Here is a 24,298-nt window from a genome sequence, read left to right on the forward strand (position 1 = left end):
CCGCCCTACGCGCTGACCCAGCGCTGACGCGCCCAGCCGCTGAAGGCGTCGACGCCTAGCACCAGGATCAGCATCGCCAGGATCACCGTCGCCGCCTGGGCTTCCTGGAACAGGCTGAGACTGACGTAGAGCATCTGTCCCAGCCCACCGGCACCGACAAAGCCGAGCACGCTGGCCATGCGGATATTGTTTTCCCAGCGGTACAACGAATAGGCGATCAGTTGCGGCCAGACTGACGGCAGGGTGCCGTAGCAGAACGCCGCCAGATGTCCGCCGCCGCCCAGGCGAATCGCTTCGGCTGGTTCGTTCGAGGTGTTCTCCAGGGCTTCGGCGAACAACCGGCCGAGCACCCCGGTGGTGTGCAAGGCCAGGGCCAGGGTGCCGGCATTCGGGCCGAGGCCGGCGGCCAGCACCACTAGGGCCGCCCACACCAGTTCCGGTATCGCGCGCAGGGCATTCAAGAGAAAACGAGAGCCGCTCAGCGCCAGCCAGCCGAAACGTCCGGCCGCCGGCAAGGCCAGGAGTAGGCCGAGCAGGGCTGCCAACAGGGTGCCTACGGCTGACATGGCCAGGGTCTCCAGCGCGCCGTGGCCGATGGCCCGCACGTGCGGCGCCGAGAAATCCGGGCTGAAGAAGTTGCTGGCATAGCGGCCCATCTGGCTCAGGCTGTCGCCACTGATCAGTGCGCCAAGGTCGATATCCAGGAAACGGAAGGACGCAACCACCGTCACCAGCAAGGCCAGCAGCAGGCCGTAGTTGCCCAGACGCTTGCCCGCAGAAGGCTTCATAGCAACCTCGCGCGCAGCAGACGGCTGAGTTGGTCGGCGAGCAGGACCAGTAACAGGAAGGTCAGTAGCATGCTGGCCACCTCGCCGCCGGCGAACATGCGCAGCGACAGGTCGATCTGCTGGCCCAGGCCGCCGGCGCCGACGAAGCCCATCACCACCGAGGCGCGGATGGCGCATTCCCAGCGGTACACCGTGTAGGAGAGCATTTCCGCGGCGGCATTGGGCAGAACCCCGTAGGCGAAGGCGGCCAAGCGTGGGCTGCCGGCGATCAGCAGGGCGCGGCTCGGGCGCGGGTCGACCGACTCGAAGATTTCCGCGTAGACCTTGCCGAGCATGCCGCTGTAGGTGATGGCGATGGCCAGCACGCCGGCAGTCGGGCCAAGGCCAACGGCGCGCACGAACAACAGCGCCCAGACGATTTCCGGCACGCTGCGCAGGATGATCAGCAGGCCGCGTACCGGCCAGCGCAGCGCCTGCGCCCACCAGGCCGGACGTCCGCCACGGTGCACGGCGGAGAGTGATAGCGCGCGGCTGGCCAGCAGTGCGCCGGGAATGGCGATCAGTAGGGCCAGGGCCATGCCGGCGGTGGCGATAGCCAGGGTTTCCAGGGTGGCGCGACCGAGTAACTGGAGGAACTCGCGATCATGCGCCAGCGGCCAGAAGTCGGCGAGAAAGCGGCCCATATTGGCTGCGTTCTGTTGATCGAACAGCACCGCCAGGTTCAGCTCGCTGAGCGTCAGGCTTGGCCACAGCAGCAGCACTGCCAGCAGGGTCAGTGCCAGGCGCGGCAAGGCTGCCGGGTCACGCAGTACCGGGTTCAGCATCGTGGGATCTGCACGCTCACAGGCGCCGCCGCTGCCGAAGCGGGCACGACTGGCAATTGTTCGTTGGCGTAGAGCGCATCCAGCGCGGAGACGCTGATTGCTTCGGGCGGCAGGTCGAAGACGATGCGGCCCTCGCGCACGCCGATGATTCGCGGGAAATGCGCCAGGGCCAAGTCAACCGCATGCAGGCTGGCCAGCAGGGTCATGCCGCGCCGACTGACTTCCTCATTGAGCACGCTCAGGGTATGACCGGCGAGCACCGGGTCCATGGCAGACACCGGCTCATCGGCAAGGATCAGTTCCGGCGCTTGATAGAGCACCCGAGCGATGCCGACCCGTTGCAACTGGCCACCGGAGAGCTGATCGCAGCGCTCGAACAGCTTGTCCGCCAGGTCCAGGCGAGCAAGGGCCGCCTGGGCACCGGGCATATCCAGCGGATGCAGCAGGTTGAGCAGGCTTTTGCCCAGGGACCATTGCCCCAGCTTACCCGCCAGTACCGCCGTGACCACTCGCTGGCGTGGCGGCAGGGGCGGTGTCTGATGAATCAGGCCGATGCGCGCCCGCAACTGCTGCCGCTTACCTGCAGCAAGCTGCCAAGGTTGCTGGCCGAGCAACTGGATCTGTCCGCTGCTGGGTTGCAGGTTGCTGGCGAGCAGGCGCAGCAGGCTGGTTTTACCCGCGCCCGAGGGGCCGATGATGGCCACCCGCTCGCCGGTCTTTACCTGCAGATTGACCGCGCTGAGCGCAACCTGACCGTTGGCGTGGGTCAGACCCACGCCGCTGAGGCTGACACTCACTGCAACAGGCCGGCCGCTTGGGCTGCTTCCTCGATACCTTGGTAGTTCTCTGCCTTGGTCGCGATAAAGCGGCTGGCGGCTTGCAGGTCGAGAATGGCCTTGTGTGCCGGGTTGGTCGGGTCGAGGGCGAGGAACGCCGCCTGGATCTTGTTGCGCACGACTGGATCGAGGGTGCCGCGCACTGTCCAGTTGTAATCGAAGTAGGGCGGGGTAGTGGCGATTACCTTGACCTTGTCGGTATCGACCTTGCCGGCGGCGACCAGTTTGTCCCACACCGAGGCGTTGAGTACGCCGCCGTCGGCCTTACCGGCCTGCACCCAGGCCGCGGTGGCGTCATGCGCACCGGAGTAGGCAATGCGGCTGAAGAACTGTTCCGGCTTGATTCCGTCTTTCAGCATGAAGTAGCGCGGCATCAGGCTGCCGGAGGTGGACGACACCGAACCGAAGGCGAAGGTCTTGCCTTTCAGGTCCTGCAGCGAGTGCACGGCCGGGTCGGCGCTGATGATCTTGCTGGTGAACTTCTCATCTTCGGCGCGTTGCACCAGCGGGATGGCGGCGTGCGCAGCGTTGGCGGTTTTTAGACGCGCCTGGACGAAGGTGAAACCGCCCAGCCAGGCCATGTCGATACGATCGGCGGCGAGGGCCTCGACCACAGCGGCATAGTCGGATACCGGGACGAACTCGACTTTCATGTCCAGTTGCTGTTCGAGGTAGGCGCCAAGCGGCTTGAATTTGCGCAACAGTTCGGTGGGGGCTTCATCGGGGATGGCCGAGACGCGCAATACATCGGCGGCTTGGGCGAATACGGCGGAAAAAGACAAGGCAAGGCCGGCGGCCAGCGCAAAGGGACGCTTCAACATGGGGGTTCTCCGGTTCAATAGCGGGGAAAGCCGGCGGAGTATAAAGGGAATCATGCGCTTGTGGCGGTTGGGTCGAGAGCTTGTGAAAAAGGCTATGTCCCTGTTATGTGTGGGGCGCAGCTTTTGTAGGGTGGGTTAGGTGCGCACGCCAATCTCCGCCATCTGCGCAGGCTCTTGCCGCGCCGTAACCCACCATGGGTAGTTGGAGCCAAAGGCAATGGTGGGTTACGGCGCCACGGACCGGGTTACAGCCATGGCCTTGTCCAGGCGCCTAACCCACCCTACGGATCTGCTTGCACGGAGCCATGGGCGGCCCATTCAACAGTTAACGGGTACATAGCCATGAAAAAGTCTCTCGCCTACTGCGCTGCTCGATAATTTCACAATCACTGAGCACCGCGCAGCCCAGCAACTGGACTACCTCGACGGGTATCTGCATGAGCCCCCGCTGGGTTAAATGACGCACCCAGTGCGTGGCGGATTCGATGCAGACGATCAGCCTCGCTAACCCCTACGTTAAGATATCCATGTCCTTTGAGCTGGAGCCGCATTATGTCTGCATCGATGAGCACTTCCCTTCCGGCCTTGGCTTTCGCCGGCATCGGCCTGATGGGCTTGCCCATGACCCGGCGCCTGTTGGCCGCGGGTTATCCCCTGAGTGTGTGGAACCGTTCGCCGGACAAGTGCCTGCCGTTGCTCGAGTTGGGGGCGCAGCGTGTGCAAACCCCTGCCGAGTTGTGCAGCGATGCCGGCATGGTGATGCTCTGCCTGGCCAATACCGAGGTGGTGCGTGAGGTGGTGTTCGGCCCCGGCGGTATTGTCGAGGGCGCCCGGCCCGGGCAACTGTTGGTGGATTTCTCCAGCCTGGAGCCGGCGGCGACCCGCGCGATGGCCGCCGAGCTGGAGCAGCGTTGTGGCATGCGCTGGGTTGATGCGCCGGTGTCGGGCGGCACACCTGGCGCCGAGGCCGGCAGCCTGGCGATCATGGCCGGTGGTCGCGAGGAGGATGTCGAACGGGCGCGACCGATCCTCGCCCACCTGGGTCAGCGCCTGACCCGCATGGGTGATGTCGGCGCCGGTCAGGTGACCAAGTTGTGCAACCAGATGATCGTCGCCTGCAACGCGCTGGTGATTGCCGAGGTGGTGGCCCTGGCGGAGCAGGCCGGAGTCGATGCCAGCCTGCTCGCTCCAGCCTTGGCCGGTGGTTTTGCCGATTCCAAACCGCTGCAGATCCTCGCCCCGCAAATGGCCAGCAGCCAGTTCGAACCGATCAAGTGGCATGTGCGCACCTTGCTCAAGGATCTGGACAGCGCAGTCAAACTGTCCCGCGAGATCGGTTCGGCCACACCGCTCAGCGGTCTGGCGGCGCAGTTGCTGCGCCTGCACGGCAGCCAGGGCAATCTGCAGCGCGATCCGGCCACGCTGGTGCAGTTGTATCGGGAGGGTGAGGCATGAAAATCGCCGCCAACCTGTCCCTGCTGTTCAGCGAACTGCCGTTGCGCGAGCGCGTGGTGGCGGCCGCTGCGGCGGGTTTCGACGGTGTAGAAATCCAGTTTCCCTACGAGTTGGCGGCGATTCGCCTGAAGGAGGCGCTGGAGGCGGCGGGCATGCCGCTGGTGCTGATCAATCTGCCCGCTGGCGACTTGCTCAGCGGCGGTGCCGGTCTGGCGGCGGTGCCGGCGCGCCAGGCCGAGTTCGATGCCGCGCTGCAGGAGGCGCTGACCTATGCGGCGATGGTGCGTCCCGCCTGCGTCAATGTGCTGCCCGGGCGCCTGGCCGAAGGTTTGAACCGAGAACGAGCGCTGGCGACCCTGGCCGCCAATCTGCACAAGAGCGCCGAGGCTTTTCAGCTGCTGGGAATCTGCGTGCTGGTGGAGGCGATCAACCCGTTGGATATGCCGGGCTTTTTGCTCAACAGCCCTGAACAGCTCGATGCGCTGTTGCGCACGGTCAGGCATCCCAATCTGGCGGCCCAGTACGACCTCTACCACATGGCGCGCCAAGGCGTGGATCTACTGGCGGGCATCGAGTTGTTGGCTGGGCGCATCGGCCATGTGCAGTTCGCCGACTGCCCCGGGCGCGGGGCGCCTGGAACCGGTCAGCTCGAGTTTGCCCCGGCCCTGGCGGCGCTCGAACGCACCGGCTATCAGGGCTGGCTGGGCGCCGAATACCTGCCGGGTGAAGCCGGAACGCAGGCGGGACTGGGCTGGCTGGCCAGCTGGCGCAAGGCTGGCTGAGCGGTTGTGAAAAACGTCCGCCTGCCACAAACACCTGGAGACGGTCTCACGACGAGGTTGGCTATTTTTACAGCCTCTGAAGGCACGACAGTCCGTTACGCCAGGGGCAGGATGGTGCAGGGGGAAAAGCGTTCGACCCGATTGCGCCCCAACTTCTTGGCGCGATAGAGCATCAGGTCGGCGCAGTGCACCAGTTCACCCAGTTCTTGCCCGGGCTGCCACTGCGCCACGCCAAAGCTGGCGGTGACGCCGATGGTTCCGGTTAGCGGTTCGGCGGCGATCAGGGCGCGAAGCTTTTCCGCGATCAGGCAGGCTTGATCGAGGTCGGTGTGCGGCATGAGGACGATGAATTCCTCGCCGCCCCAGCGGCACAGGCTGTCGGCGTCGCGCAGGTGAGTCTTGATCCGTTGCGCCACGCCAGTGAGGACGCAATCGCCGACGTCGTGACCGTATTGATCGTTGACCGACTTGAAGCGGTCGATATCGAGAAACACCAAGGCCAGAGGGAAATCATGGCGCTCGGCGCGCTTGATTTCGGTGTGCGCCAGTTCCTCGATCTTCAGGCGCGACCACTGTCCGGTCAGGCGGTCGGTGTTGGCCAGGCGCTCCAGTTGCAGGTTGCTGCTACGCAGTTCCTGCTCGGCCTGTTGCCGGCGCTTGACCTCCAGGCGCAGTTTCTGCGTCAGGCGGGCGAAGCGCAAGGCTACGGCGCCCAGCAGCAGCAGGGCCAGCAGGGCGCCGCCAAGCACCTGGTAGAGCAGGCGGTGGTCGGTTGCAACCTTGCGCTTGTAGATAAAACCATCCAGTTCGATCGGTCCCTCGACCATGCCCAGCTCCAGGTAACTTTGCGCAATGGCTTGCCAGCGCCCCGGGTTCATGTGCCCCGGTTGCACCAGCTCCGGCATGATCAGCGCCTGCAATTGCTCGGCCTCGAAACGCAGATGTTCCAGGCTCTTGTCGGGGGCATAGCGTTGATGAATCAGCTGTACGCTTTCCTCGATGTTTTCCAGGGCGTATTGCCACCCTTGCAGGCTGGCCTGGAGAAAAGCCTCGACCTGCGCGGGGCGCTGTTGCAACAGGGTTTCGTGGGTGGCCAGTACATCGTTGTAGAAATTGACACCATAGTCGCGCGGATTGATCAGCCGGTAGGGCACCTTCTGCTGTTGCAGCCAGAACGGTTCGTTGGAAATGTAACCGCCGAACGCATCGGTGTTGCCGTCGATCAGATCCTGCGGGTTGAAACTGGTCTGCTGTACCTCCAGGTGACTCAGATCGATGCCTTCGCGGACCAGGGTGATGCGCAGCTCGGCGCTTTCCTGCGCCTGCATCAGCATCACCCGCTTGCCCGCCAAGTCTTGGGGCGTATAGATGTCCGAGTCGGCGCGCACTATCCACACGGTAGGAGAGCTCTGCATGATCGCCGCCAGCGCCACTACGGGTTTGCCCTGCATGCGCGCGATGACCAGGCCGCTGTTGGCAATGGCAAAGTCGGTATCACCGTTGAGCAGGGCGTCTATCGGCTTTGGCGTTCCCGGCCCGCCTGGACTGATCTGTACATCCAGCCCGGCTTGCGCATAGAGACCTTTTTCCAGGGCCATGTAGTAGCCGGCGAACTGGAACTGATGCAGCCAGCGCAGCTGCAGGCGCATTGTTTCCGCGGCCATGACCTCGGTCAGGCACAGCAACTGCACCAGCAGCACGCCGAGGCCTAAGCGTAGCGCAGTGGTGCTCCGCTTACCGGGTGGTGTTTGAACGGGTGGGGGCATGGCGACCTGCCGCTGACTCAGCGTCTATACAGCCTTGCAATACCATCAACAGCGGATGCGGTCACGACAACGGCCCTAGCTGTCAGTCGTAGACCACGCTCTTGTCGACTATCGGTGTCGCCGTTTATGCCTGAAGAGTATGGCGATATGGCATCAGTATAGTGAGTCTATGCATCTGGCAAGGGCATGGCGGCGAATCGGCATGCCCGGAGGTAGGTTCTTGCTGACCAGCGGCTCTGCTCGACAGCAGAGCCTTCGGCTGCGATGAGCCAGGCATCGCAGCCGAAGCGCTGTGTCAGCCGGCTACCGGGCGGGCGGAGGACGACTGCGGAAGCGTTGCTGGCGTGACCGGCAAGCGGGCGGGCTGCTGCATGGACTGGCTAAAGGCCTGTTGCCACAAGGGGTGTTGCTCGGCCTGTTCCCAGAGCAGCGTATGCAGGCGGCTGAGCGCTACGGGGTCGCTCAATAAGGCCAGCTTGCTCGGGCCGTCGAGCTGCTTCGGGCCGCTTTTCAGCGCATGTTGCAGCAAACGCTGGCGGGCCGTTTCGAGGCGTGACGAATCGCCATGGCGGGCGGTTGCCATGGCACACGCCAGCGCGTTGTGGAACGGCTGCAGTACTGCGGCGATAAACCCCTGGTGCAGGGCATGCTCACGGTTGTGCCTGGCATAGCTGTAGGTGGACACCAGCTCCTGAGGCGGATTCGACTCCTCGGGAATCAGAAACAGTTGGTTGCGCCGCGCACTTTGCCCCAGGCTCAGGCGGCTGGAGATCACCGAAACCGGGATCGACACCATCAGGGACACCACGATCGGCGCCAGCCACCAGAGAAACACCGGGTCGAGCCAGGCGACCCCGGCAGCCCAGAGGATGCCCAGCAGGGTTTGCCAACCGTGCCGGCGTACGCCGTCGCCCCAGGTGGTGATGCCATCGTCACGTTGCGGTGAGTTCCACTGCACCGACCAGCCGAGAAAGGCCGCGGTGACGAAGCGGGTGTGGAACAACATTCTGACCGGTGCCAGCAATACCGAGAAGAGCATCTCCAGGAGCATGCTGAGGCAGACCTTGGACGCGCCGCCGTAGGCGTGCGCACCCTTGATCCAGATCAGCAGGACGCTGAGCAGTTTGGGCAGGAACAGCAAGGTCAGGGTGGTGGAGAACAGAGCGATGGCTTGCTCCGGATTCCAGTGCGGCCAGACCGGGAACAACTGGCCAGGCACCAGGAAGTACTGAGGCTCCAGCAGGGTATGAGTCGCCAGCAACGCGGTGGAGAGCAGCAGGAAGAGGAACCACAGCGGCGCCGACAGGTAGGACATCACCCCGGTGAGGAACACCGCACGGTGTACCGGGTGCATGCCCTTGACCAGGAACAGGCGAAAATTCATCAGGTTGCCGTGGCACCAGCGGCGATCGCGTTCCAGCTCGTCGATCAGGTTGGGCGGCAGCTCTTCGTAGCTGCCGGGTACGTCGTAGGCGATCCATACGCCCCAGCCGGCGCGGCGCATCAGTGACGCTTCGACGAAGTCATGGGACATGATCGCGCCAGCGAATGCGCCCTTACCCGGCAGCGGTGCCAGGGCGCAGTGGTCGATGAACGGTTGCATGCGGATGATCGCGTTGTGTCCCCAGTAGTGCGACTCGCCGAGTTGCCAGAAATGCAGGCCGGCGGTGAACAGCGGCCCGTAGGCGCGGGTGGCGAATTGTTGCAGGCGCGCATACAGGGTGCTCATGCCGGCGGATTTCGGCGCGGTCTGGATAATCCCGGCCTGCGGATTGTTTTCCATCAGGCGTACCAGGCTGGTCAGGCTCTCGCCGCTCATGACGCTGTCGGCATCCAGCACCACCATGTAGCGGTAGTTGCTGCCCCAGCGGCGGCAAAAATCGTCGATATTGCCGCTTTTGCGTTTGACCCGGCGGCGCCGGCGCCGGTAGAAGATCCGTCCGAAGCCTTTGCAGGCCTGGCACAGTTCCAGCCAGGCGTTCTGTTCGGCGACGGCGATGTCGGCGTCGCCGGTATCGCTGAGGACGAAGAAGTCGAAGCGCTCGAGATCGCCGGTGGCGGCCACCGATTCGTAGGTTGCGCGCAACCCGGCGAAAACCCGCGGCACGTCCTCGTTGCAGATCGGCATGATGATCGCGGTCCGCGCGTCGGCGGTAATCGGTTGATTACCCGCGTGAGCACCGGAAATCCCGTACCGGTCATAGCCGCGCAGCAGTTCCCAAAAGCCCATCAGGGCGGTCCAGAAACCGGCGGAGACCCAGCAGAACAGGATGGAGAACAGCACCAGGATGCTGCCCTGCACCAGATAGGGCAGCACCTGGATGACGCTTTCTTGCAGGCTCTGCTGCATGATTTCCTGCAGGTCGATCAGCATCCAGCCCTGGTAGGGCAGGATGCTGTTCATGTACCAGGTCGCCACTACGGTTTGCCCGAGCATCAACAGCAGCAGGACGTGCCGGCGCCACGAACCGACCTGGCGCCAGCGTGCGGGTTCCAGCTGTTGCCGCGGTGGCGGCGGCGGGCTTTGCCTGCCGAGCAATTTGCGCCAGCCACGGACCAGGATATTGGTGCGCCAGGGCTCGGGCGTCACATGACTGCGGTGCAGGGGAGGGGTCGCCTCGATGCGCAGCCGACCTGCGGCATCTTCACCGAGGATGCCAGCGCCGGTCAGGTTGCTTCCTGCGCCAAGTTGCAGGCGGCGCGTCGCGGACAGGCAGACGGCTTCGGCCGCGCTCTGCGCCGGCTGGCCGGATAAGCGCTGGTGCAGGTCGGCAAAGTCCTCGGCCTGGGCCAGCGCCTCGCGCTCTGCATCAGGCAGTGACAGTTCTGCCAGGTAGCTGTCCAGGTCTGGCTGGCGCGTGGGGGACGGGCTCTGCTGGTTCATCGACTGGTTGCCGTGTGGGCAGGTAATTGATAACTCCAAGTTTCACTCAGCGACTGGTCGCCGTCGACCAGAGCCGCGCGCATTTCCACTGGTTTCTCGGGGTCTTTGACCTTGATTCGCAAGGTCAGGCGCCAGCCCTGAGTGGCAGGGTTATAGCGCAGGCTGTTCTCCATCAGTTTGCCATTGTCGCCGACGCTGACTTGTGAGCTCGGTGCGGCATCTTGCGTGAACTTGGCCAGTGCGGGCCCCTCGAAGTCGATCAGCAGGGCAATACTATCGTCCAGCTGGCGAATCAGGTTTGCCTGCTTGTCTTCACCCGCCGAGCGCAGCGTCTGGGCGACCCAGGCATTGTCCGGCTGATGCAGCGCCGGTTCGTCGAGGGTCCAGTGCATGCGGTAGGCAAACTCCAGGGGCTGGCCATTTTTGGGCAGTTTTTCCGGGGTCCAGAACGCCACTATGTTGTCGTTGGTTTCATCCTGGGTGGGAATCTCCACCAGTTTGATCCGACCTTTGCCCCAGTCGCCCTTGGGCTCAATCCAGGCGCTAGGGCGCAGATCGTAACGGTCGTCGAGGTCTTCGAAGCGGGAGAACTCGCGGCCGCGTTGCAGCAAACCGAAGCCTTTCGGGTTTTCCACCTGCCAGCTACTGACGGCCAGATTTTTCGGGTTGTTCAACGGTCGCCACAGCCACTCGCCATTGCCGGCATGAATCGCCAGGCCGTTGGAGTCATGCAGGGCCGGCCGGAAGCTGTGCTGCTTGGGCGGTTGTTTCGGGTCGAACAGGAACATGCTGGTCAGCGATGCCAGGCCAAGCTCACCGACCGAGTCGCGCAGGAAGACCTTGGCTTGCACGTCGACCACGGCATCCTGGCCCGGGCGCAGGGTGAAACGGTAGGCACCGCTCGCGCTCGGTGAGTCGAGCAAGGCGAAAATCACCAGGTGCTTGTCCTGCGGCTTCGGCCGTTCGATCCAGAACTCGCGGAAATAGGGGAATTCTTCGCCGCTGGGTAGCGCGGTGTCGACGGTCAGGCCGCGCGCCGACAAGCCGTACACTTGTCCTTTGCCGATTACCCGAAAGTAGCTGGCGCCGAGCATGCTCATGATCTCGTCTTGCTTGCCCTGCTGGTTGATCGGGTACATCACCCGAAAACCGGCATAGCCGAGATTTTTGGTAGCCTGCTGGTCGAACTTCAGATCGCCGAAATTAAAGCGCTTGGGGTCGTATTTGATTTCCTTGACCGTGGTGGCGGTGACCTCGTTGATCTTCACCGGCGTCTTGAAGTGCATGCCCTGGTGATAAAAGCTCAGCTTGAATGGCGTATCGCGCTCGCTCCACTCGAACTCTTCAGGGCGCGGTTGGATTTTCTGATAATCGGCGAATGGCAGCTCGCTCAGCTCAACGGGCAGGTTGCTGGCCGGTGCACTGTAGTTTTTTTCGCTTAGAGCCTTGGCCTTGGTAGCCACGTCATCAAGCGAGAATGCTTGGACTTGAGCGCTGCAGAGCAACAAGGTGATAGAGGCCAAATGCAGGAGAGAGGGGAAGATACCGTGACGGGAAGCGCGGTTAACGGTTTTGAGTGACACGGATTCACCAGACGAAGCAAGAAGGTAGAGCGGCCCGGTTGATCCCGGGTACTGAATTTCCGACCATGTTATCCGTAAATGATTCCTCTTTGCTTAGGGATCTTTACTAGGTCGAAACCGGCAAACGCCTGAGCAGCCATTTGCGCGCAGGGACCACGGCGCGCTCTTGCGCCCAGACACACAAGGCAATCGTCAACAGCAGGAACAGCGGGTAGAACCACAGCGACAGCGGTTGCTCGCCGGCTTGCCGGGCACAGTTGGTCCAGCGCTCGAAACAGTCGGGCGAGGCGACGCCGAGGAGCTTTTCCACGCGGGAAAAAACAATGAAAGCCGGCACGTGCAGGACGAACAGTGGCAGCGATGCTGCGCCCAGGCGCTGTGACCAGTGGATCAAGCGCTCGTTGCGCGGCGTGGCGATCAGGGCACACAGGTAGATCAGCGCCAGCTGTGCGGGCAGCATCAAGCCGTTGTGCAGCAGGAAGTACCAGAACCGTTCTCCCTTCAGCAGCCAGATCGCGGTGCCGAAGCACAGCAGGCTGAAGCCGCCGAGCAGCAGCTTGGTGGTCAGCGGGGGCTGGTAGCCGCTGTCGCGCAGCTGGCGGAACAGCCCGTACAACAGAATGCCGGCGAGAAACTCCGGCAGGCGCAGCAGGGGCATGCGGTGCAACATGCCGGTGTAGGGCATGCCGTATTCCTGGCTCTGAATCACCCAGAGCGGCGGCAGCAGGTAGATCAGGGTGATGGCGACCAACCACCAGCCCTTGTGCCGCGCACGCATCAGGCGCGGTGCCAGCAGGGGAAAGGTCAGGTAGAAGAAAAACAGGGTGGAAATCGACCACAGCGGTGCATTGAACGTCAGGTAATAGGGGTTCCAGGCTTGCAGCATGAGCAGCTGCAGGCCGGAGTTGAGCAACAGTTCGCCATTGCTCATGAAGTGCTCAAGGGTCTCCCGGGACGCGCCTGCCAGGTCTGCGTTGGTGTCATAAATCACGAAGCGCATGCTGGCCTTGCTGTCATCGGGCGGGATACCGAGGTGGCTGATGATGAACAGCACGCTGATCGTCAGCAGCAGAGAAAACAGGTGCAGCGGATAGAGGTTGGCGAAACGCCTGCTCCAGAAGCTGCGGGCCGGTTCGCGCAATTGCCCTCGGCGGCAGTACACATGAGCCAGCAGGAAGCCGGACAGGACGAAGAAACTGCTGGTGGCAAAGAACCCGACCCCGGTCAGATCCACCAACCAGGACGGTTTTTGTTCATTCGGATAGCTATGCAGGGTATGGAAAACCACCACGTAGACGCCGAGCAGAAAACGTAACCACTCCAGGCCGATGAAATGTTCCTTGGCGCTGCGATCCATCCTGTTCTCCGTTGATTGACGTGATCCGCTCCCCGGAGGAATCGGCATCCTTGCTCAGGATGGCACCGGTCATTGCGCGCACTGCTCATTCTGGGTGCGCACGCGTACCGAGCCACAGCCATGCGGAGGTTCGACACTGTGAATTGGCTTTTGATCGGTGAGTTGGCAATACAGAGGGTTGCGCGGGCGGGGCGATTCACTGATATCAACGCTACCAATAGTCACAGACAGCCCAGGCTACAGGCTCTAGATTCGACTGCGCAGGTGCCTGGCAGTCACTGTCATGCAGGCTTGTGCACTCGCGGCGTATCGCGCTCATAACAATAACCAGAGATGATTCCATGCAGCAGTCCCAACAAGCGGCGAACGCCTGGCGCATTCTGTTCCTGCTATTTCTCGCCAATCTGTTCAATTTCTTCGACCGCACCATCCCGGCCATCATCATCGAGCCGATTCGCCTGGAATGGGGCCTCAGCGACTTTCAGATCGGCTTGATCGGCACTGCCTTCACCATCGTCTATGCCATCGCCGGCGTGCCGTTGGGGCGCATGGCCGACACCGGTGCGCGGCGCAAGATCATGGGTTGGGGGTTGGTGGCATGGAGCGGGTTGACCGCAGTCAACGGCCTGGCCTGGAACTTCTGGAGCTTCCTGTTGGTACGCATGGGTATTGGCATCGGCGAGGCGAGCTATGCGCCGGCGGCCAACTCGCTGATTGGTGACCTGTTTCCACCCCACAAGCGCGCTCGAGCGATGGGCATCTTCATGCTCGGCTTGCCGCTGGGGCTGTTGCTGGCGTTCTTCACCATCGGCGCCATGGTCGAGGCCTTCGACAGCTGGCGCGCGCCTTTCTTCATCGCTGCCGTGCCGGGGATGCTCCTCGCGCTGTTCATGTTCTTCATCAAGGAGCCCAAGCGCGGCGCGGCGGAAGCCGTGCAGGTGGCGACCACGGCGGTGGACAAGCCGCTGCGCAAGGTGCTGGCGATCCGTACCTTCTGGTGGCTGGTGCTCGCCGGGCTGGCCTTCAACTTCGCCACTTATGCCTGCAACTCCTTCATGGTGCCGATGCTGCAGCGTTATTTCCTCCTGCCGCTGGGGCAGGCGGCCGTGGCCACCGGGGTGATCGTCGGTGTGACCGGCCTGTTTGGCCTGACTCTGGGCGGCTGGATGGCCGATCGCATTCATCAGCATTCGGCAACCGGGCGCCTGCTGTTCGCCGCCGTGAGTATGCTTATCGCCGCCGGGGCCACCGGCTATGCGCTGCTGGCCGGGCGTGTCGAGATCGGCGTGTTCGTTGCGGTCTTCAGCGTCGGCTGGTTGTTCGCTTATAACTTCTACACCTGCGTCTACACGGCACTTCAGGATGTGGTCGAGCCGCGCTTGCGCGCCACCGCCATGGCGCTGTTTTTCGCCGGTCTGTACCTGCTTGGCGGCGGCCTCGGGCCGATTGCGGTGGGTCTGCTATCCGATCATTTCGCCCAGGCGGCGATGCTTGCCGCTGGTGTCAGCGAGATGAGCGAAGCCTTCAAGGCGCAGGGTCTGCATGATGCGATGCTGCTGATTCCGGTGGCGCTGTTTCTCACCATGTTGGCGCTGCTGCAGGCCTCGCGCTGTTTTGTCGCCGACTCCACGCGGATGCACGCCAGTATGGCCGAGGCGCTGCCGGCGTAATGTGGGAGGGGCCGGGCGGCGCTCCGCTTTAGCCGCGACAAGCCAGAGGCGCGTCGAATCGCGGCTGAAGCCCCTCCCACAGCCCGTCACCCTGAAATGAAAGGCTATGTCTGAGTTAACTGTTGCGCGTTTGTATACCCCAGCGACTCACCCAAGCAAATCAATGGGTTGAGCTGCGTTTTGTAGCGCTCAAGCAGGCGCCTCCAGCCCAGATAGTTCGTCAGGTACTTGGTGGCCACACCATGAAAAGGAATCATCCAGTTTTTGAGCCGGCTATCGTAGGCGTTCACGTTCTGGATGTGGAAAGCGCCATCAACCCTGCGTTTCTGACTTGGGTTGATCGGCCTATGAGTAATGCCTTCTGCCTTGGCAAAGTGGGCATAGACACCTGCGCTGTCGGTACAAAGAATCGCGTCCGCGTCTATCAGGGGGCGTAGTCGCTCCCCAACGTGGCGCGCATCAAGCTTCTCCAGCTTGAAGTCGGCCTGCTGGCCACTGCGATCTCTCACCACCAACACCGGGATTTGCTCGGCAGACAACCCGCGTCGTTTGGCACTTCCACCTCGCTTACGGGGTGGGCGAGGCAGGTCTCGCTGGCCCTTGAAAGACTCCAGGAAGAAGGTCTCATCCGCCTCAACAATGCCCGAAGCATGCTGGGCCTGGTGATCGGCAATCCGAGAAAGAAACCTGTGCCGCCACAGAAAGGCGGTGTTCTTGCTGACGCCGCAATGAATTGCAGCTTTGCGCACGCTCAGGCTCTGGGTCAGCGCTTCTGCATAGTCTTGCCACAGATGACGTTTTCTCAATCGCGCCATAGGCGTGCCCGTCAGAGCATTGCTGGTTTTACCGCAAGCTTTGCAGCGATACCGAGGCAGGTCACCACTGGAGCCCCACGGACGCAGTTCTTTGGACTGGCAATGTGGGCAGTGGCTGGGGGCTTTGATTGCGTCCTGCGGGAGCACGCCAGTGCGCGAAAGGCTGGTGCTCAACTGACGGCGCTGCTCTGGTGTGAGGGTCGGCAGTTGCGCTACCCACCGTGAAAACTGAATCGCTTTCATGATAATCCCTCGCTTTCGGAGATATCACGATTCAGTTTAGACCACTGCAACAGTTAACTCAGACAGAGCCAAATGAAAAGGCCCGCAAGTGCGGGCCTTTTCATTTCGAGCGCTCACGTCAGCCCGCTACCAGTACCCGAATCGCTTCCAGGCGCAATGCGGCTTTGTCGAACAGGGCCAGGCCTTGTTCGCGCTGCTGGCGCAGGGCGGTGAGTTCGCTGTCGCGCACGCTTGGGTTGACCGCTTGCAGGGCAGTCAGGCGCGCCAGTTCCTCTTCGGTGTCGGCGGCCAGGCGCCGTTTGGCCTCGGCGACCCGCTCGATGTGGCGTGGCGCGACCTTATCTTCGCCGGCATTGATCAACGGGTTGAGACTGTCGCGCTGGGCTTGGACGAACTTGTTGGCGCTGGCACGCGGCACGCTTTCCAGCTGGTCGTTCAAGGTTTCGAACGCCACCTTGTGCGCCAGGTCGTTGCCGCTGCTGTCGAGCAGGCAGCGCAGTGCCGCCGGTGGCAGGTAGCGCCCCAGTTGCAGGGCGCGCGGCGCCACCACTTCGCTGACATACAGCAGTTCGAGCAGCACGGTGCCGGGTTTCAGTGCCTTGTTCTTGATCAGTGCCACCCCGGTGTTGCCCATTGAGCCGGCGCGCACCAGATCCATGCCGCCTTGCACCATCGGATGTTCCCAGGTGAGGAACTGCATGTCCTCGCGGGCCAGGGCCAAATCGCGATCGTAGGTGATGGTCACGCCTTCGTCATCGCCAAGCGGGAAGCTGGCATCCAGCATTTTCTCGCCGGGACGCAGGATCAGGGCGTTGTCGGAATGGTCTTCACTGTCGATGCCGAAGGCGTCGAACAGTTGCTCCATGTAGATCGGCAGAGCGAACTGGTCGTCCTGTTCGAGAATGGCCTCGACCATGGCCTCGCCTTCACCGGCGCCGCCGGAATTGAGTTCCAGCAAGCGGTCGCGACCGGCGTGGAGCTCGCCTTCCAGGCGCTCGCGTTCGCTGCGGGCCTCATCCACCAGGCTTTGCCATACGCCGTCGTCGCCGCTTTCCAGCAACGGCAGCAGGCGGCTGCCGAACTGGTGCTGCAGGGCGTTGCCGGTTGGACAGGTAGCGAGGAAGGCATTCAGGCCCTGGTGATACCACTGGAACAGGCGTTCCTGCGGGCTGTTTTCCAGGTAGGGCACATGCAGCTGGATCCGGTGCTTCTGGCCGATCCGGTCGAGGCGGCCGATGCGCTGCTCAAGCAGGTCCGGGTGGGCCGGCAGATCGAACAGCGCCAGGTGGTGAGCAAATTGGAAGTTGCGGCCTTCGCTGCCGATTTCCGAGCAGATCAGCACCTGGGCGCCGAATTCTTCGTCGGCGAAGTAGGCGGCGGCGCGATCGCGCTCGAGAATGTTCATGCCTTCGTGGAACACGGTGGCGGCGATGCCCTTGCGTACGCGCAGGGCGTCTTCCAGATCCATGGCCGTTTCGGCGTGGGCGCAGATCACCAGCACCTTGACCCGCTTGAGCATCTTCAGGGTGTCGATCAGCCATTCGACGCGCGGATCGAAATGCCACCAACGCTGCTCCTCGTCGACCTCGGTCTGGGCCTGGTAGCTGACTTCCGGGTACAGGTCCGGGTGCTCGCCGATCGGCAGCTCCATGTACAGGTCCGGACTGGGCAGCGGATAGGCATGCAGCTCACGTTCGGGGAAGCCCTGCACGGCGGCGCGGGTGTTGCGAAACAGCAGGCGGCCAGTGCCGTGACGGTCGAGCAGCTCGCGCACCAGGCGTGGCGAGGCTTCTTTGTCGCCAGCATTGACCGCGGCGAGCAATTCTTCGCCCTCTGCACCGAGAAAGTCATGGATGGTCTGGTGCGCGGCGGCCGACAGGCGGCCCTGGTCGAGCAGCTCCTGCACGGCTTCGGCAACCGGACGGTAGTTGGCGCTTTCGGCGCGGAAGGCGGCAAGGTCATGAAAGCGGTTGGGGTCGAGCAGGCGCAGGCGGGCGAAGTGGCTGTCCTGGCCGAGCTGTTCCGGGGTAGCGGTGAGCAGCAACACGCCGGGAATCACTTGCGCCAGCTGTTCGACCAGGGTGTATTCCACGCTGGCGTGCTCCGGGTGCCAGACCAGGTGATGCGCTTCGTCGACCACCAGCAGGTCCCAGTCAGCGGCGAACAGCGCATCCTGGACCCGTTCGTCCTCGCACAGCCACTCCAGGGCGACCAGGGCCAACTGGCAATCCTCGAAGGGATTGCTGGCATCGCTCTCGATAAAGCGCTCGGCGTCGAACAGCGCCACATCCAGGTTAAAGCGCCGGCGCATCTCCACCAGCCACTGATGCTGGAGGTTTTCCGGCACCAGGATCAGCACGCGACTGGCGCGACCAGAGAGCAGCTGGCGATGGATCACCAGGCCGGCTTCGATGGTCTTGCCCAGGCCTACTTCGTCGGCCAGCAATACCCGCGGGGCGATGCGGTCGGCGACTTCGCGGGCGATGTGCAGCTGGTGCGCGATCGGTTGCGCACGCACGCCGCCCAGGCCCCAGAGCGAGGATTGCAACTGCTTACTGGTGAACGCCAGAGTGCGGTAGCGCAGGGCGAACCAGGGCAGCGGGTCGATCTGCCCGGCGAACAGGCGGTCGCTGGCCAAACGGAACTGGATGAAGTTGGACAGCTGGGTTTCCGGCAGGGTGACGTTCTGGTGCTGCGCGTCGAGGCCGTGATAGACCAGCAGGCCATCGACGTCATTGACTTCCTGGACGGTCAGCTTCCAGCCTTCGAAGTGGGTGATCTCGTCACCCGGAGAAAAGCGCACGCGGGTCAGCGGCGCATTGTTCGCAGCATACTGACGGGTTTCGCCAGTGGCCGGGTAGAGCACGGTGAGCATCCGGCCATCCTGCATGAGGACGGTGCCCAAGCCCAACTCCGCTTCGCTGTCACTGATCCAGCGTTGCCCCGGTTCATACTGCGCCATGCCTGTCTCCTGCGTGAAAAAGCCGGCTATGGTAACGGAACGCCAAGCCTAGGCCAAAGGCGCAATGGTACTTAACCGGCACTTATTAGGGGTTACTTGTGTCGAAAGTGTAGCGAGGCCGGGCTCAAGTCGGCGTCCGAGTGGCCGATAGCCTGACCAAAGGAGGACTGAATAAAGTGCTACCGCCCATTCCGCACGGCATGGCGCCGGTCACCGTCCAGCAGGACGTGATCAAGCCCAGGCCCGATATCCCGCCGGTTACGCCGGCCGCCGCCAGCGCCAAGGAAAGCGGCGTGGGCCTGGATAAACGGCATCCGCAGGAAGCCGAGGAGTTGCTGCGTGAAGAGCAGCGCCGGCGCCAGCGTCATGGTTACACCCCAGAGGAGCTGGCCGCAGGCGAAGTGGCCGAGGCCGACGCGGCAGTCATCGACGAACTTCCCCGGCAGGGTCTGTGGGTGGATGAGGAAGTCTGAGTCGCGCACACTGTGCGCACGCTAACTACGCGCGTATGCCCGTGAACCTATTCAACGACAGTGTCCTGCAACTGGCCAACGCCGAGCTGGATTTCAAGCCGCACTGGCTGGAGCCGGCGACGGCAGATCGCTGGCTGGCGCTGCTGCTTGAGCAAACGCCCTGGCAGCAGCCGCAGGTGCGGCTTTACGGTCGGCAGTACCCGGTGCCGCGGCTGGTCGCGTGGTACGGCGATGCCGAGGCCCGCTACCGGTACTCCGGCCTGATCCATCAGCCGCTGCCCTGGACGCCCTTGCTCGCCGAGATTCGCGCCCGGCTGGTGGCGACGCTGGGGCAACCGCTCAATGGCGTATTGCTCAACTATTACCGCGATGGCCAGGACTCCATGGGCTGGCACAGCGACGACGAGGCCGAGTTGGGCGCCAATCCGCTGATTGTCTCGCTCAATCTGGGCGCGACCCGGCGTTTCGATCTGCGGCGTAAGGGGCAGAGTCGTATCGAACACTCCCTCGCCCTCAATCATGGTTCGCTGCTGGTCATGAGCGGGCCAACCCAGCATTATTGGCAGCACCAAGTGGCGAAGACGCGCAAACCCTGTGCGTCGCGCCTGAATCTGACGTTTCGTTTAATCCGGTCGCCAGCATGAGCAACGATGACAAACTGATTGATTTCAGCGCCGAGCGCGGCAAGCGCATCCACGACCTGCACGACAAGAAGCTCGATGAGATGCGTCAGGCGTTCGAGCAGGCGCTGCCCCTACCCAAGGGCAAAAAGAGCAAGAGCAAGCCGAAAAAGCGCTAGCCAGATCGGCTTCAGCGGCTGTGAGCGTATCGATCGCCGTCGCGAGAGCGCAGCGACAGCCCTCCGGATTCTCGCTGTGCCGTAAACCACATGGTGCACTGCCTGCGGGTAGTGCGGCTTCGGCGCGCAGCGACAACCCGCCAGCTTTGTGCTGGGTGCAATCCGTCCTGTTCGGGGCCGATTCGTTGATCTGGATCAGTGTCTGTTGCCGTGCGCGGCCGGTCTTTGCGCCCCCTTGACTTGGATCAATGAACAGCCGCGCAGTCCTGATAATTTGCAGCCATCCCCAACGGCCCAAGAGGGCTACCGCAGGAGGCAACCATGTTTATCGATGTCGTAGTGCTCGCCGGAATCGGCACCGTCGGTTTGATGGTCGCTTTCTTTGTTGGCGTTGGTTATTTCATCTGGAAGGACTCACACAAGCGCAAGACGCCGTAAGTTCTCCAGTTACACGAGCACGCAAGGCAATTTTGGGCGACTTCGGTCGCCTTTTTTTATGCGCGCGATTTGTGCCTCGGTTGATCCGGGGGCGCGTCGTTGCTCAATCCAGGTGTTTGCTCACCCGAGTTACCGCCACGCTCAGCATCAGCACGGTGAATACCAGGAGTGCCAGGATCTCCGGCCAGAGATCTATCAGCCCGGCGCTGCGCAGCATGATCCCGCGCGCCAGGCGCAGGAAGTGGGTCAGCGGCAGCAGTTCGGCGAACCACTGGGCGGCCTTGGGCATGCCGGCGAAGGGAAACATGAAGCCGGACAGCAGGATCTGCGGCAGGAAAGTGAAGAAGGCAACCTGCATGGCCTGGAACTGGGTCCGGGCCAGGGTCGAGATAAATACCCCGAGGGCCAGGCTGGCGGCAATAAAGAGCAGGGAGGCGCCATAGAGTTCCAGTATCGAACCGCGGATCGGGACGTCGAACAGCAGGCGGCCAGTGAGCAGGATCACCGTTACCTGGATCAGGCCGATACCGACGAAGGGTAGAACCTTGCCGAGGGTCAGCTCCCAGGGTGACAGTGGCGTGGTGATCAGCATTTCCATATTGCCGCGTTCGCGCTCGCGGACCAGGGCGATGGCGGTGAACATCACCATGGTCATGGTCAGGATCACCCCAATCAGCCCCGGCACGGTGTTTAGCGCCGCTAGACGCTCGGGGTTGTAGAAGTTGACCAGCTCGATCCCTTGGCGACTTTCCCAGCCTGGCAGCGGATAGTTCGCCAGCTGGCGCGCCGAGGCCTGCACGCTCTGATCCGAGCCGTCCACTATCAGCTGTAGCGGCAGGCGCCCCTGCGGCAGGCGTCCCTGGCGTTCCAGGCGCGCCTCGAAATCCCTGGGGATAACCAGGGCGGCGCTGATCTTGCCCTGGCGCAGCAGGCTATCCATCTGCTGGGGGTTGCTCAGCTGGTAGCGCAGATTGAGGATCTGGCTGGAGCCGATTTCCGCCACCACCTCACGCGAGCGCGCGGTGTTGGCCTGGTCGAGCACGGCGGCGTCGATACCGCGCACGTCCATGTTGATGGCATAGCCGAACAGCACCAGTTGCAGCAGCGGAATGCCGACGATCATGGCGAAGGTCAGGCGGTCGCGACGCAACTGCCGCAGCTCTTTGACGATCACCGCTGTCAGGCGCCGCAGGTTCATCGCTGGGCCTGCACGGGTTGGCGGGTAACGCTGACGAATACGTCTTCCAGGTTGGCCTGCGTGCTGCTTATGGTTGCATCGATGTGGGCGTCGCGCAGGCGCTGCTCGATAGGCCCGCGAGCGTCTTGGCTGGCGACCAAGACCCGCAATGCAACGCCAATCTGCGCCATGGCCAGCACGCCGCTGCAGTCGTGCAGTGCCTGCTTGGCCTGGCGCGGCTGCGCGCACTCGATCAGTAAGGGGTGTCCTGGCAGGGCGTCGAGCAGCTCGCGCGGACTGCCGTCGGCAACCAGGCGGCCTTCATCGAGGATGCCCAGGCGGGTGCAGCGTTCGGCTTCATCCATGTAGTGGGTGGAGACCAGCAGGGTGGTGCCGGCGTCGGCCAGCTCGAACAGCGACTCCCAGAACTCCCGGCGTGATTGTGGATCGACCGCGCTGGTGGGTTCATCGAGCAGCAACAGGTCGGGTTTGTGCAAGACCGCGCCGGCCAGCGCCAGGCGCTGCCTCTGTCCGCCGCTGAGGGTACCGGCCATCTGCTGACGCTGGTCGCCCAGCCAATAGCGCTCAAGCAGTTCGGCGATACGCTTACGCGCTGCGCCCTTGTCCAGCCCCTGCACGGTGGCGAGAAAATCCAGGTTCTCGAGCACGCTGAGGTCTTCGTAGAGGGAGAACTTCTGGGTCATGTAGCCGATGCGCCGCTTGAGGGCCTCGGCATCCCGGGGGATCTGGTAGCCGAGCACCTCGATCTGCCCGGCACTGGGCAGCAGCAGGCCGCAGAGCATGCGGATGGTGGTCGACTTGCCGGAGCCGTTGGGGCCGAGGAAGCCGAAAACCTCGGCGCGACGTACGCGCAGGTTCAGGTCGTCGACCGCGGTGAGTTGGCCGAAACGTTTAGTCAGGCCGCTGGCCTGAATCACCACCTCAGTGCTGGACATTGGCGTCGCGCTCGGCGCTTAGCGGCAGTCCGGCCGGCAGCTGGCGGGCGCCATCGCCTTGCAGGCGCAGTTCGGCGCGGTACATCAGGCGGCTGGCATCGTCGCCGCTGAGGGCGAAATAGGGGGTGAAGCTGGCTTCGCTGCGGATGCTGCTGAGGGTGGCGGCGAAGGGCTGCGCGACGCCCTGGACAGTCACTCGCATGCTGTCGCCCAGCTTGAAGTGGGTGCGCTGGCTGGCCGGGATATAGATCCGTGCGTAAGGCGCATCGCCGACCAGCAGGCTGGCCAGCTCGGCGCCGGCCGGCGGTTGGTCGCCGGGCTTGAAGGGCAGGGCGTCGACTAGTCCAGCCCGCGGTGCGCGCACGCTCAGGTGCTCGCGGTCGACCTGCAGGCGGGCCAGGTTGGCGCGCACGCTCTCCAGGCTGGCGGCGGCTTGTTGCAGTTGTTCCGGGCGGGTGCCATGGGTCAGCTCGCGCAGCTGGGCGTCGGCATTGCGGGTGGCGGCCCTGGCCTGATCGCGGCTGGCGCGAGCGCGATCCAGTTCGGCAATCGCCACCTGGCGATGCTGGTAGAGGGTGTCGAAACGCTGGAAATTGCGTTCCGCGTCGGTCAGCTCGGCGTGGTTGCGGGCCAGGATGGCCTGAGCTGCCTCGATGGTTTCCAGGCGCGCGCCGTTGCTCAGCTCGCTCAGGCGCGCTTCGGCCTGAGCCACCTCGCCGCGGGCCTGGGCGATGCGTGCATCCTGGCGGCGCGGATCGAGCTCCAGCAGCAGTTGCCCGGCCTCGACCCGGTCACCCTCGGCGACCTGCCAGCTGAGGATGGTTTCCGAGGCTTCGGCGGGCAGGCCGATGCGGTCCCACTCCAGGGTGCCGAGCAGGGCGTCGTCGCCTGCCGGTTCGCAGCCACTGAGCAGCGCGAGCAGGATCAGGCTGGGTAGCAGGCGTTTGCTCATTTCAGGGCTCCATTCCACGTTCGAGCAGGGCGAGGGTGTGGCGGGCGAGCGCCGCGTCGTCCAGTTCGGGGGCCGCAAACAGGCCGCGCCAGATGGGCGCGGCGGCATAGGGGAACAGGGTCAGGCCGATCAGCGAGACCACCAGCAGGCGCGGGTCGAGGTCGGGGTTCAGCGCGCCGCGTCGCTGTGCGCTGGCGAAACGCTCGGCCAGCATGTGCGCCACCGCTGGGCCCACCCGGCTCATCAGCAATTCGCGCAAGCCGCCGCCTTCGCACAGCACTTCGCGCACCCATAGCGGCGGTAGCCAGGGGTGCGCTTGCACGGTTCGACGCATGCCCTGAATGAAGCCACTGACCAGCGCGATCGGCTCATCGCCGACCTGACGCAGCTCCTGGCCGAGCCCCATCAGCAGCGGTAACAAGCGCTCTTCGGCCACCGTTGCGAGCAGTTTGGCTTTGTTGCCGAAATAATAGTTGACCAGTGCGGGTGTGACCCCGGCCTGCTGGGCGATGTTGCGCAGGCTGGAGGCCTTGATCCCGTCATGGGCAAAGGCTTGCACGGCAACGTCGAGCAACCGTTCGCGCTGCGCGGGCGAATCACCGGCCGGTCGGCCTGGTGCGCGGGGGGTGGTTGCTTTGGTGGGTGTCTTCATTAATTAAAATTAAATATAAATATAAATAAACGCAAACAATAATTCTGCGGGGGGTGCAGTCAGGA

21 protein-coding genes are annotated in these 24,298 nt (G+C 63.4%); 7 read left to right on the forward strand and 14 right to left on the reverse strand.

Features of this window, described 5'->3' with window-relative positions; translation table 11 throughout:
• Positions 1-5: 5 nt before the first annotated feature.
• The 4 genes from phnE to VCJ09_RS06830 are packed head-to-tail and all read right to left on the reverse strand — an operon-like array spanning position 6 to position 3,269.
• The gene (phnE, locus tag VCJ09_RS06815; protein ID WP_324733677.1) at positions 6-788 is read right to left on the reverse strand and encodes a phosphonate ABC transporter, permease protein PhnE; all 783 of its coding nucleotides are present in this window, start codon (positions 786-788) and stop codon (positions 6-8) included.
• Positions 785-1,612 carry a PhnE/PtxC family ABC transporter permease gene (locus VCJ09_RS06820; RefSeq protein ID WP_324733678.1) on the reverse strand — a complete coding sequence of 276 codons (828 nt, stop codon included), beginning with the start codon at positions 1,610-1,612 and terminating at the stop codon, positions 785-787. The genes phnE and VCJ09_RS06820 overlap by 4 nt, the downstream gene beginning before the upstream one ends.
• Entirely contained in the window at positions 1,606-2,409 is an 804-nt protein-coding gene (locus VCJ09_RS06825) for a phosphonate ABC transporter ATP-binding protein (RefSeq protein ID WP_324733679.1), read from the reverse strand. The genes VCJ09_RS06820 and VCJ09_RS06825 overlap by 7 nt, the downstream gene beginning before the upstream one ends.
• A complete protein-coding gene (locus VCJ09_RS06830) occupies positions 2,406-3,269 on the reverse strand; it encodes a putative selenate ABC transporter substrate-binding protein (protein ID WP_324733680.1) in 864 nt (287 codons plus the stop codon). The genes VCJ09_RS06825 and VCJ09_RS06830 overlap by 4 nt, the downstream gene beginning before the upstream one ends.
• A 564-nt stretch (positions 3,270-3,833) precedes the next feature.
• Between VCJ09_RS06830 and VCJ09_RS06835 the strand changes: the two genes are divergently transcribed.
• Positions 3,834-4,724, forward strand: coding sequence for an NAD(P)-dependent oxidoreductase (locus VCJ09_RS06835; protein WP_324733681.1), 891 nt, complete (start codon positions 3,834-3,836; stop codon positions 4,722-4,724).
• On the forward strand, positions 4,721-5,506 hold the full coding sequence (locus VCJ09_RS06840) for a hydroxypyruvate isomerase family protein (protein ID WP_324733682.1): 786 nt from the start codon (positions 4,721-4,723) through the stop codon (positions 5,504-5,506). Before VCJ09_RS06835 ends, VCJ09_RS06840 begins: the two co-directional genes overlap by 4 nt.
• A 95-nt stretch (positions 5,507-5,601) precedes the next feature.
• On the opposite strand, the gene VCJ09_RS06845 is transcribed toward VCJ09_RS06840, so the two are convergent.
• The 4 genes from VCJ09_RS06845 to VCJ09_RS06860 all read right to left on the reverse strand — a co-directional run bounded on the left by VCJ09_RS06845 (position 5,602) and on the right by VCJ09_RS06860 (position 13,096).
• Positions 5,602-7,272 carry an ABC transporter substrate-binding protein gene (locus VCJ09_RS06845; RefSeq protein WP_324733683.1) on the reverse strand — a complete coding sequence of 557 codons (1,671 nt, stop codon included), beginning with the start codon at positions 7,270-7,272 and terminating at the stop codon, positions 5,602-5,604.
• A gap of 295 nt (positions 7,273-7,567) precedes the next feature.
• Positions 7,568-10,156 carry a glucans biosynthesis glucosyltransferase MdoH gene (gene mdoH / locus VCJ09_RS06850; protein ID WP_324734617.1) on the reverse strand — a complete coding sequence of 863 codons (2,589 nt, stop codon included), beginning with the start codon at positions 10,154-10,156 and terminating at the stop codon, positions 7,568-7,570.
• Positions 10,153-11,685, reverse strand: a complete 1,533-nt coding sequence (locus VCJ09_RS06855; RefSeq protein WP_407693035.1) for a glucan biosynthesis protein G — start codon at positions 11,683-11,685, stop codon at positions 10,153-10,155. Before VCJ09_RS06855 ends, mdoH begins: the two co-directional genes overlap by 4 nt.
• A 160-nt stretch (positions 11,686-11,845) precedes the next feature.
• Positions 11,846-13,096: an acyltransferase family protein gene (locus VCJ09_RS06860; RefSeq protein ID WP_324733684.1), complete on the reverse strand. Its 1,251-nt coding sequence runs from the start codon at positions 13,094-13,096 to the stop codon at positions 11,846-11,848.
• Positions 13,097-13,437: 341 nt separating this feature from the next.
• Here VCJ09_RS06860 and VCJ09_RS06865 point away from each other — a divergent pair, with 341 nt between their 5' ends.
• Positions 13,438-14,766, forward strand: a complete 1,329-nt coding sequence (locus tag VCJ09_RS06865; protein ID WP_324733685.1) for a spinster family MFS transporter — start codon at positions 13,438-13,440, stop codon at positions 14,764-14,766.
• A gap of 104 nt (positions 14,767-14,870) precedes the next feature.
• Here the strand turns inward: VCJ09_RS06865 and VCJ09_RS06870 are convergent, their stop codons facing one another.
• Entirely contained in the window at positions 14,871-15,824 is a 954-nt protein-coding gene (locus VCJ09_RS06870) for an IS1595 family transposase (RefSeq protein WP_324733686.1), read from the reverse strand.
• Positions 15,825-15,942: 118 nt separating this feature from the next.
• Positions 15,943-18,786: an RNA polymerase-associated protein RapA gene (rapA, locus tag VCJ09_RS06875; RefSeq protein WP_324733687.1), complete on the reverse strand. Its 2,844-nt coding sequence runs from the start codon at positions 18,784-18,786 to the stop codon at positions 15,943-15,945.
• Between the two features lie 176 nt (positions 18,787-18,962).
• Between rapA and VCJ09_RS06880 the strand changes: the two genes are divergently transcribed.
• From VCJ09_RS06880 to ccoM, 4 genes are all read left to right on the forward strand, one after another.
• Positions 18,963-19,259 carry an aspartate-semialdehyde dehydrogenase gene (locus VCJ09_RS06880; RefSeq protein WP_324733688.1) on the forward strand — a complete coding sequence of 99 codons (297 nt, stop codon included), beginning with the start codon at positions 18,963-18,965 and terminating at the stop codon, positions 19,257-19,259.
• 35 nt (positions 19,260-19,294) lie between these two features.
• Positions 19,295-19,903 (forward strand): alpha-ketoglutarate-dependent dioxygenase AlkB family protein, encoded by a 609-nt coding sequence (locus VCJ09_RS06885; RefSeq protein WP_324733689.1) that lies wholly within the window; start codon positions 19,295-19,297, stop codon positions 19,901-19,903.
• Positions 19,900-20,058, forward strand: coding sequence for a hypothetical protein (locus VCJ09_RS06890; RefSeq protein WP_177345174.1), 159 nt, complete (start codon positions 19,900-19,902; stop codon positions 20,056-20,058). The genes VCJ09_RS06885 and VCJ09_RS06890 overlap by 4 nt, the downstream gene beginning before the upstream one ends.
• Before the next feature lie 321 nt (positions 20,059-20,379).
• On the forward strand, positions 20,380-20,496 hold the full coding sequence (ccoM, locus tag VCJ09_RS06895; protein ID WP_305879839.1) for a cytochrome c oxidase subunit CcoM: 117 nt from the start codon (positions 20,380-20,382) through the stop codon (positions 20,494-20,496).
• 103 nt (positions 20,497-20,599) lie between these two features.
• On the opposite strand, the gene VCJ09_RS06900 is transcribed toward ccoM, so the two are convergent.
• From VCJ09_RS06900 to VCJ09_RS06915, 4 genes are read right to left on the reverse strand one after another with little or no spacing between them, the layout of a single operon-like run.
• Positions 20,600-21,694, reverse strand: a complete 1,095-nt coding sequence (locus VCJ09_RS06900) for an ABC transporter permease (protein WP_079201213.1) — start codon at positions 21,692-21,694, stop codon at positions 20,600-20,602.
• A complete protein-coding gene (locus VCJ09_RS06905; protein ID WP_324733690.1) occupies positions 21,691-22,629 on the reverse strand; it encodes an ABC transporter ATP-binding protein in 939 nt (312 codons plus the stop codon). The genes VCJ09_RS06900 and VCJ09_RS06905 overlap by 4 nt, the downstream gene beginning before the upstream one ends.
• On the reverse strand, positions 22,616-23,581 hold the full coding sequence (locus VCJ09_RS06910; RefSeq protein WP_324733691.1) for an HlyD family secretion protein: 966 nt from the start codon (positions 23,579-23,581) through the stop codon (positions 22,616-22,618). The genes VCJ09_RS06905 and VCJ09_RS06910 overlap by 14 nt, the downstream gene beginning before the upstream one ends.
• Position 23,582: 1 nt before the next feature.
• Entirely contained in the window at positions 23,583-24,233 is a 651-nt protein-coding gene (locus VCJ09_RS06915; protein WP_324733692.1) for a TetR/AcrR family transcriptional regulator, read from the reverse strand.
• Positions 24,234-24,298 lie beyond the last annotated feature (65 nt).

Origin of the sequence: Pseudomonas paeninsulae, assembly GCF_035621475.1 — a bacterium.
Lineage (GTDB): Bacteria > Pseudomonadota > Gammaproteobacteria > Pseudomonadales > Pseudomonadaceae > Aquipseudomonas > Aquipseudomonas paeninsulae.

Coding starts and splice junctions, on each gene's coding strand:
- phnE (WP_324733677.1), bottom strand. CDS start 788: ATGAAGCCTTCTGCGGGCAAGCGTCTGGGCAACTACGGCCTGCTGCTG.
- VCJ09_RS06820 (WP_324733678.1), bottom strand. CDS start 1,612: ATGCTGAACCCGGTACTGCGTGACCCGGCAGCCTTGCCGCGCCTGGCA.
- VCJ09_RS06830 (WP_324733680.1), bottom strand. CDS start 3,269: ATGTTGAAGCGTCCCTTTGCGCTGGCCGCCGGCCTTGCCTTGTCTTTT.
- VCJ09_RS06835 (WP_324733681.1), top strand. CDS start 3,834: ATGAGCACTTCCCTTCCGGCCTTGGCTTTCGCCGGCATCGGCCTGATG.
- VCJ09_RS06840 (WP_324733682.1), top strand. CDS start 4,721: ATGAAAATCGCCGCCAACCTGTCCCTGCTGTTCAGCGAACTGCCGTTG.
- VCJ09_RS06845 (WP_324733683.1), bottom strand. CDS start 7,272: ATGCCCCCACCCGTTCAAACACCACCCGGTAAGCGGAGCACCACTGCG.
- mdoH (WP_324734617.1), bottom strand. CDS start 10,156: ATGAACCAGCAGAGCCCGTCCCCCACGCGCCAGCCAGACCTGGACAGC.
- VCJ09_RS06860 (WP_324733684.1), bottom strand. CDS start 13,096: ATGGATCGCAGCGCCAAGGAACATTTCATCGGCCTGGAGTGGTTACGT.
- VCJ09_RS06865 (WP_324733685.1), top strand. CDS start 13,438: ATGCAGCAGTCCCAACAAGCGGCGAACGCCTGGCGCATTCTGTTCCTG.
- VCJ09_RS06870 (WP_324733686.1), bottom strand. CDS start 15,824: ATGAAAGCGATTCAGTTTTCACGGTGGGTAGCGCAACTGCCGACCCTC.
- rapA (WP_324733687.1), bottom strand. CDS start 18,786: ATGGCGCAGTATGAACCGGGGCAACGCTGGATCAGTGACAGCGAAGCG.
- VCJ09_RS06885 (WP_324733689.1), top strand. CDS start 19,295: ATGCCCGTGAACCTATTCAACGACAGTGTCCTGCAACTGGCCAACGCC.
- VCJ09_RS06890 (WP_177345174.1), top strand. CDS start 19,900: ATGAGCAACGATGACAAACTGATTGATTTCAGCGCCGAGCGCGGCAAG.
- ccoM (WP_305879839.1), top strand. CDS start 20,380: ATGTTTATCGATGTCGTAGTGCTCGCCGGAATCGGCACCGTCGGTTTG.
- VCJ09_RS06900 (WP_079201213.1), bottom strand. CDS start 21,694: ATGAACCTGCGGCGCCTGACAGCGGTGATCGTCAAAGAGCTGCGGCAG.
- VCJ09_RS06905 (WP_324733690.1), bottom strand. CDS start 22,629: ATGTCCAGCACTGAGGTGGTGATTCAGGCCAGCGGCCTGACTAAACGT.
- VCJ09_RS06910 (WP_324733691.1), bottom strand. CDS start 23,581: ATGAGCAAACGCCTGCTACCCAGCCTGATCCTGCTCGCGCTGCTCAGT.
- VCJ09_RS06915 (WP_324733692.1), bottom strand. CDS start 24,233: ATGAAGACACCCACCAAAGCAACCACCCCCCGCGCACCAGGCCGACCG.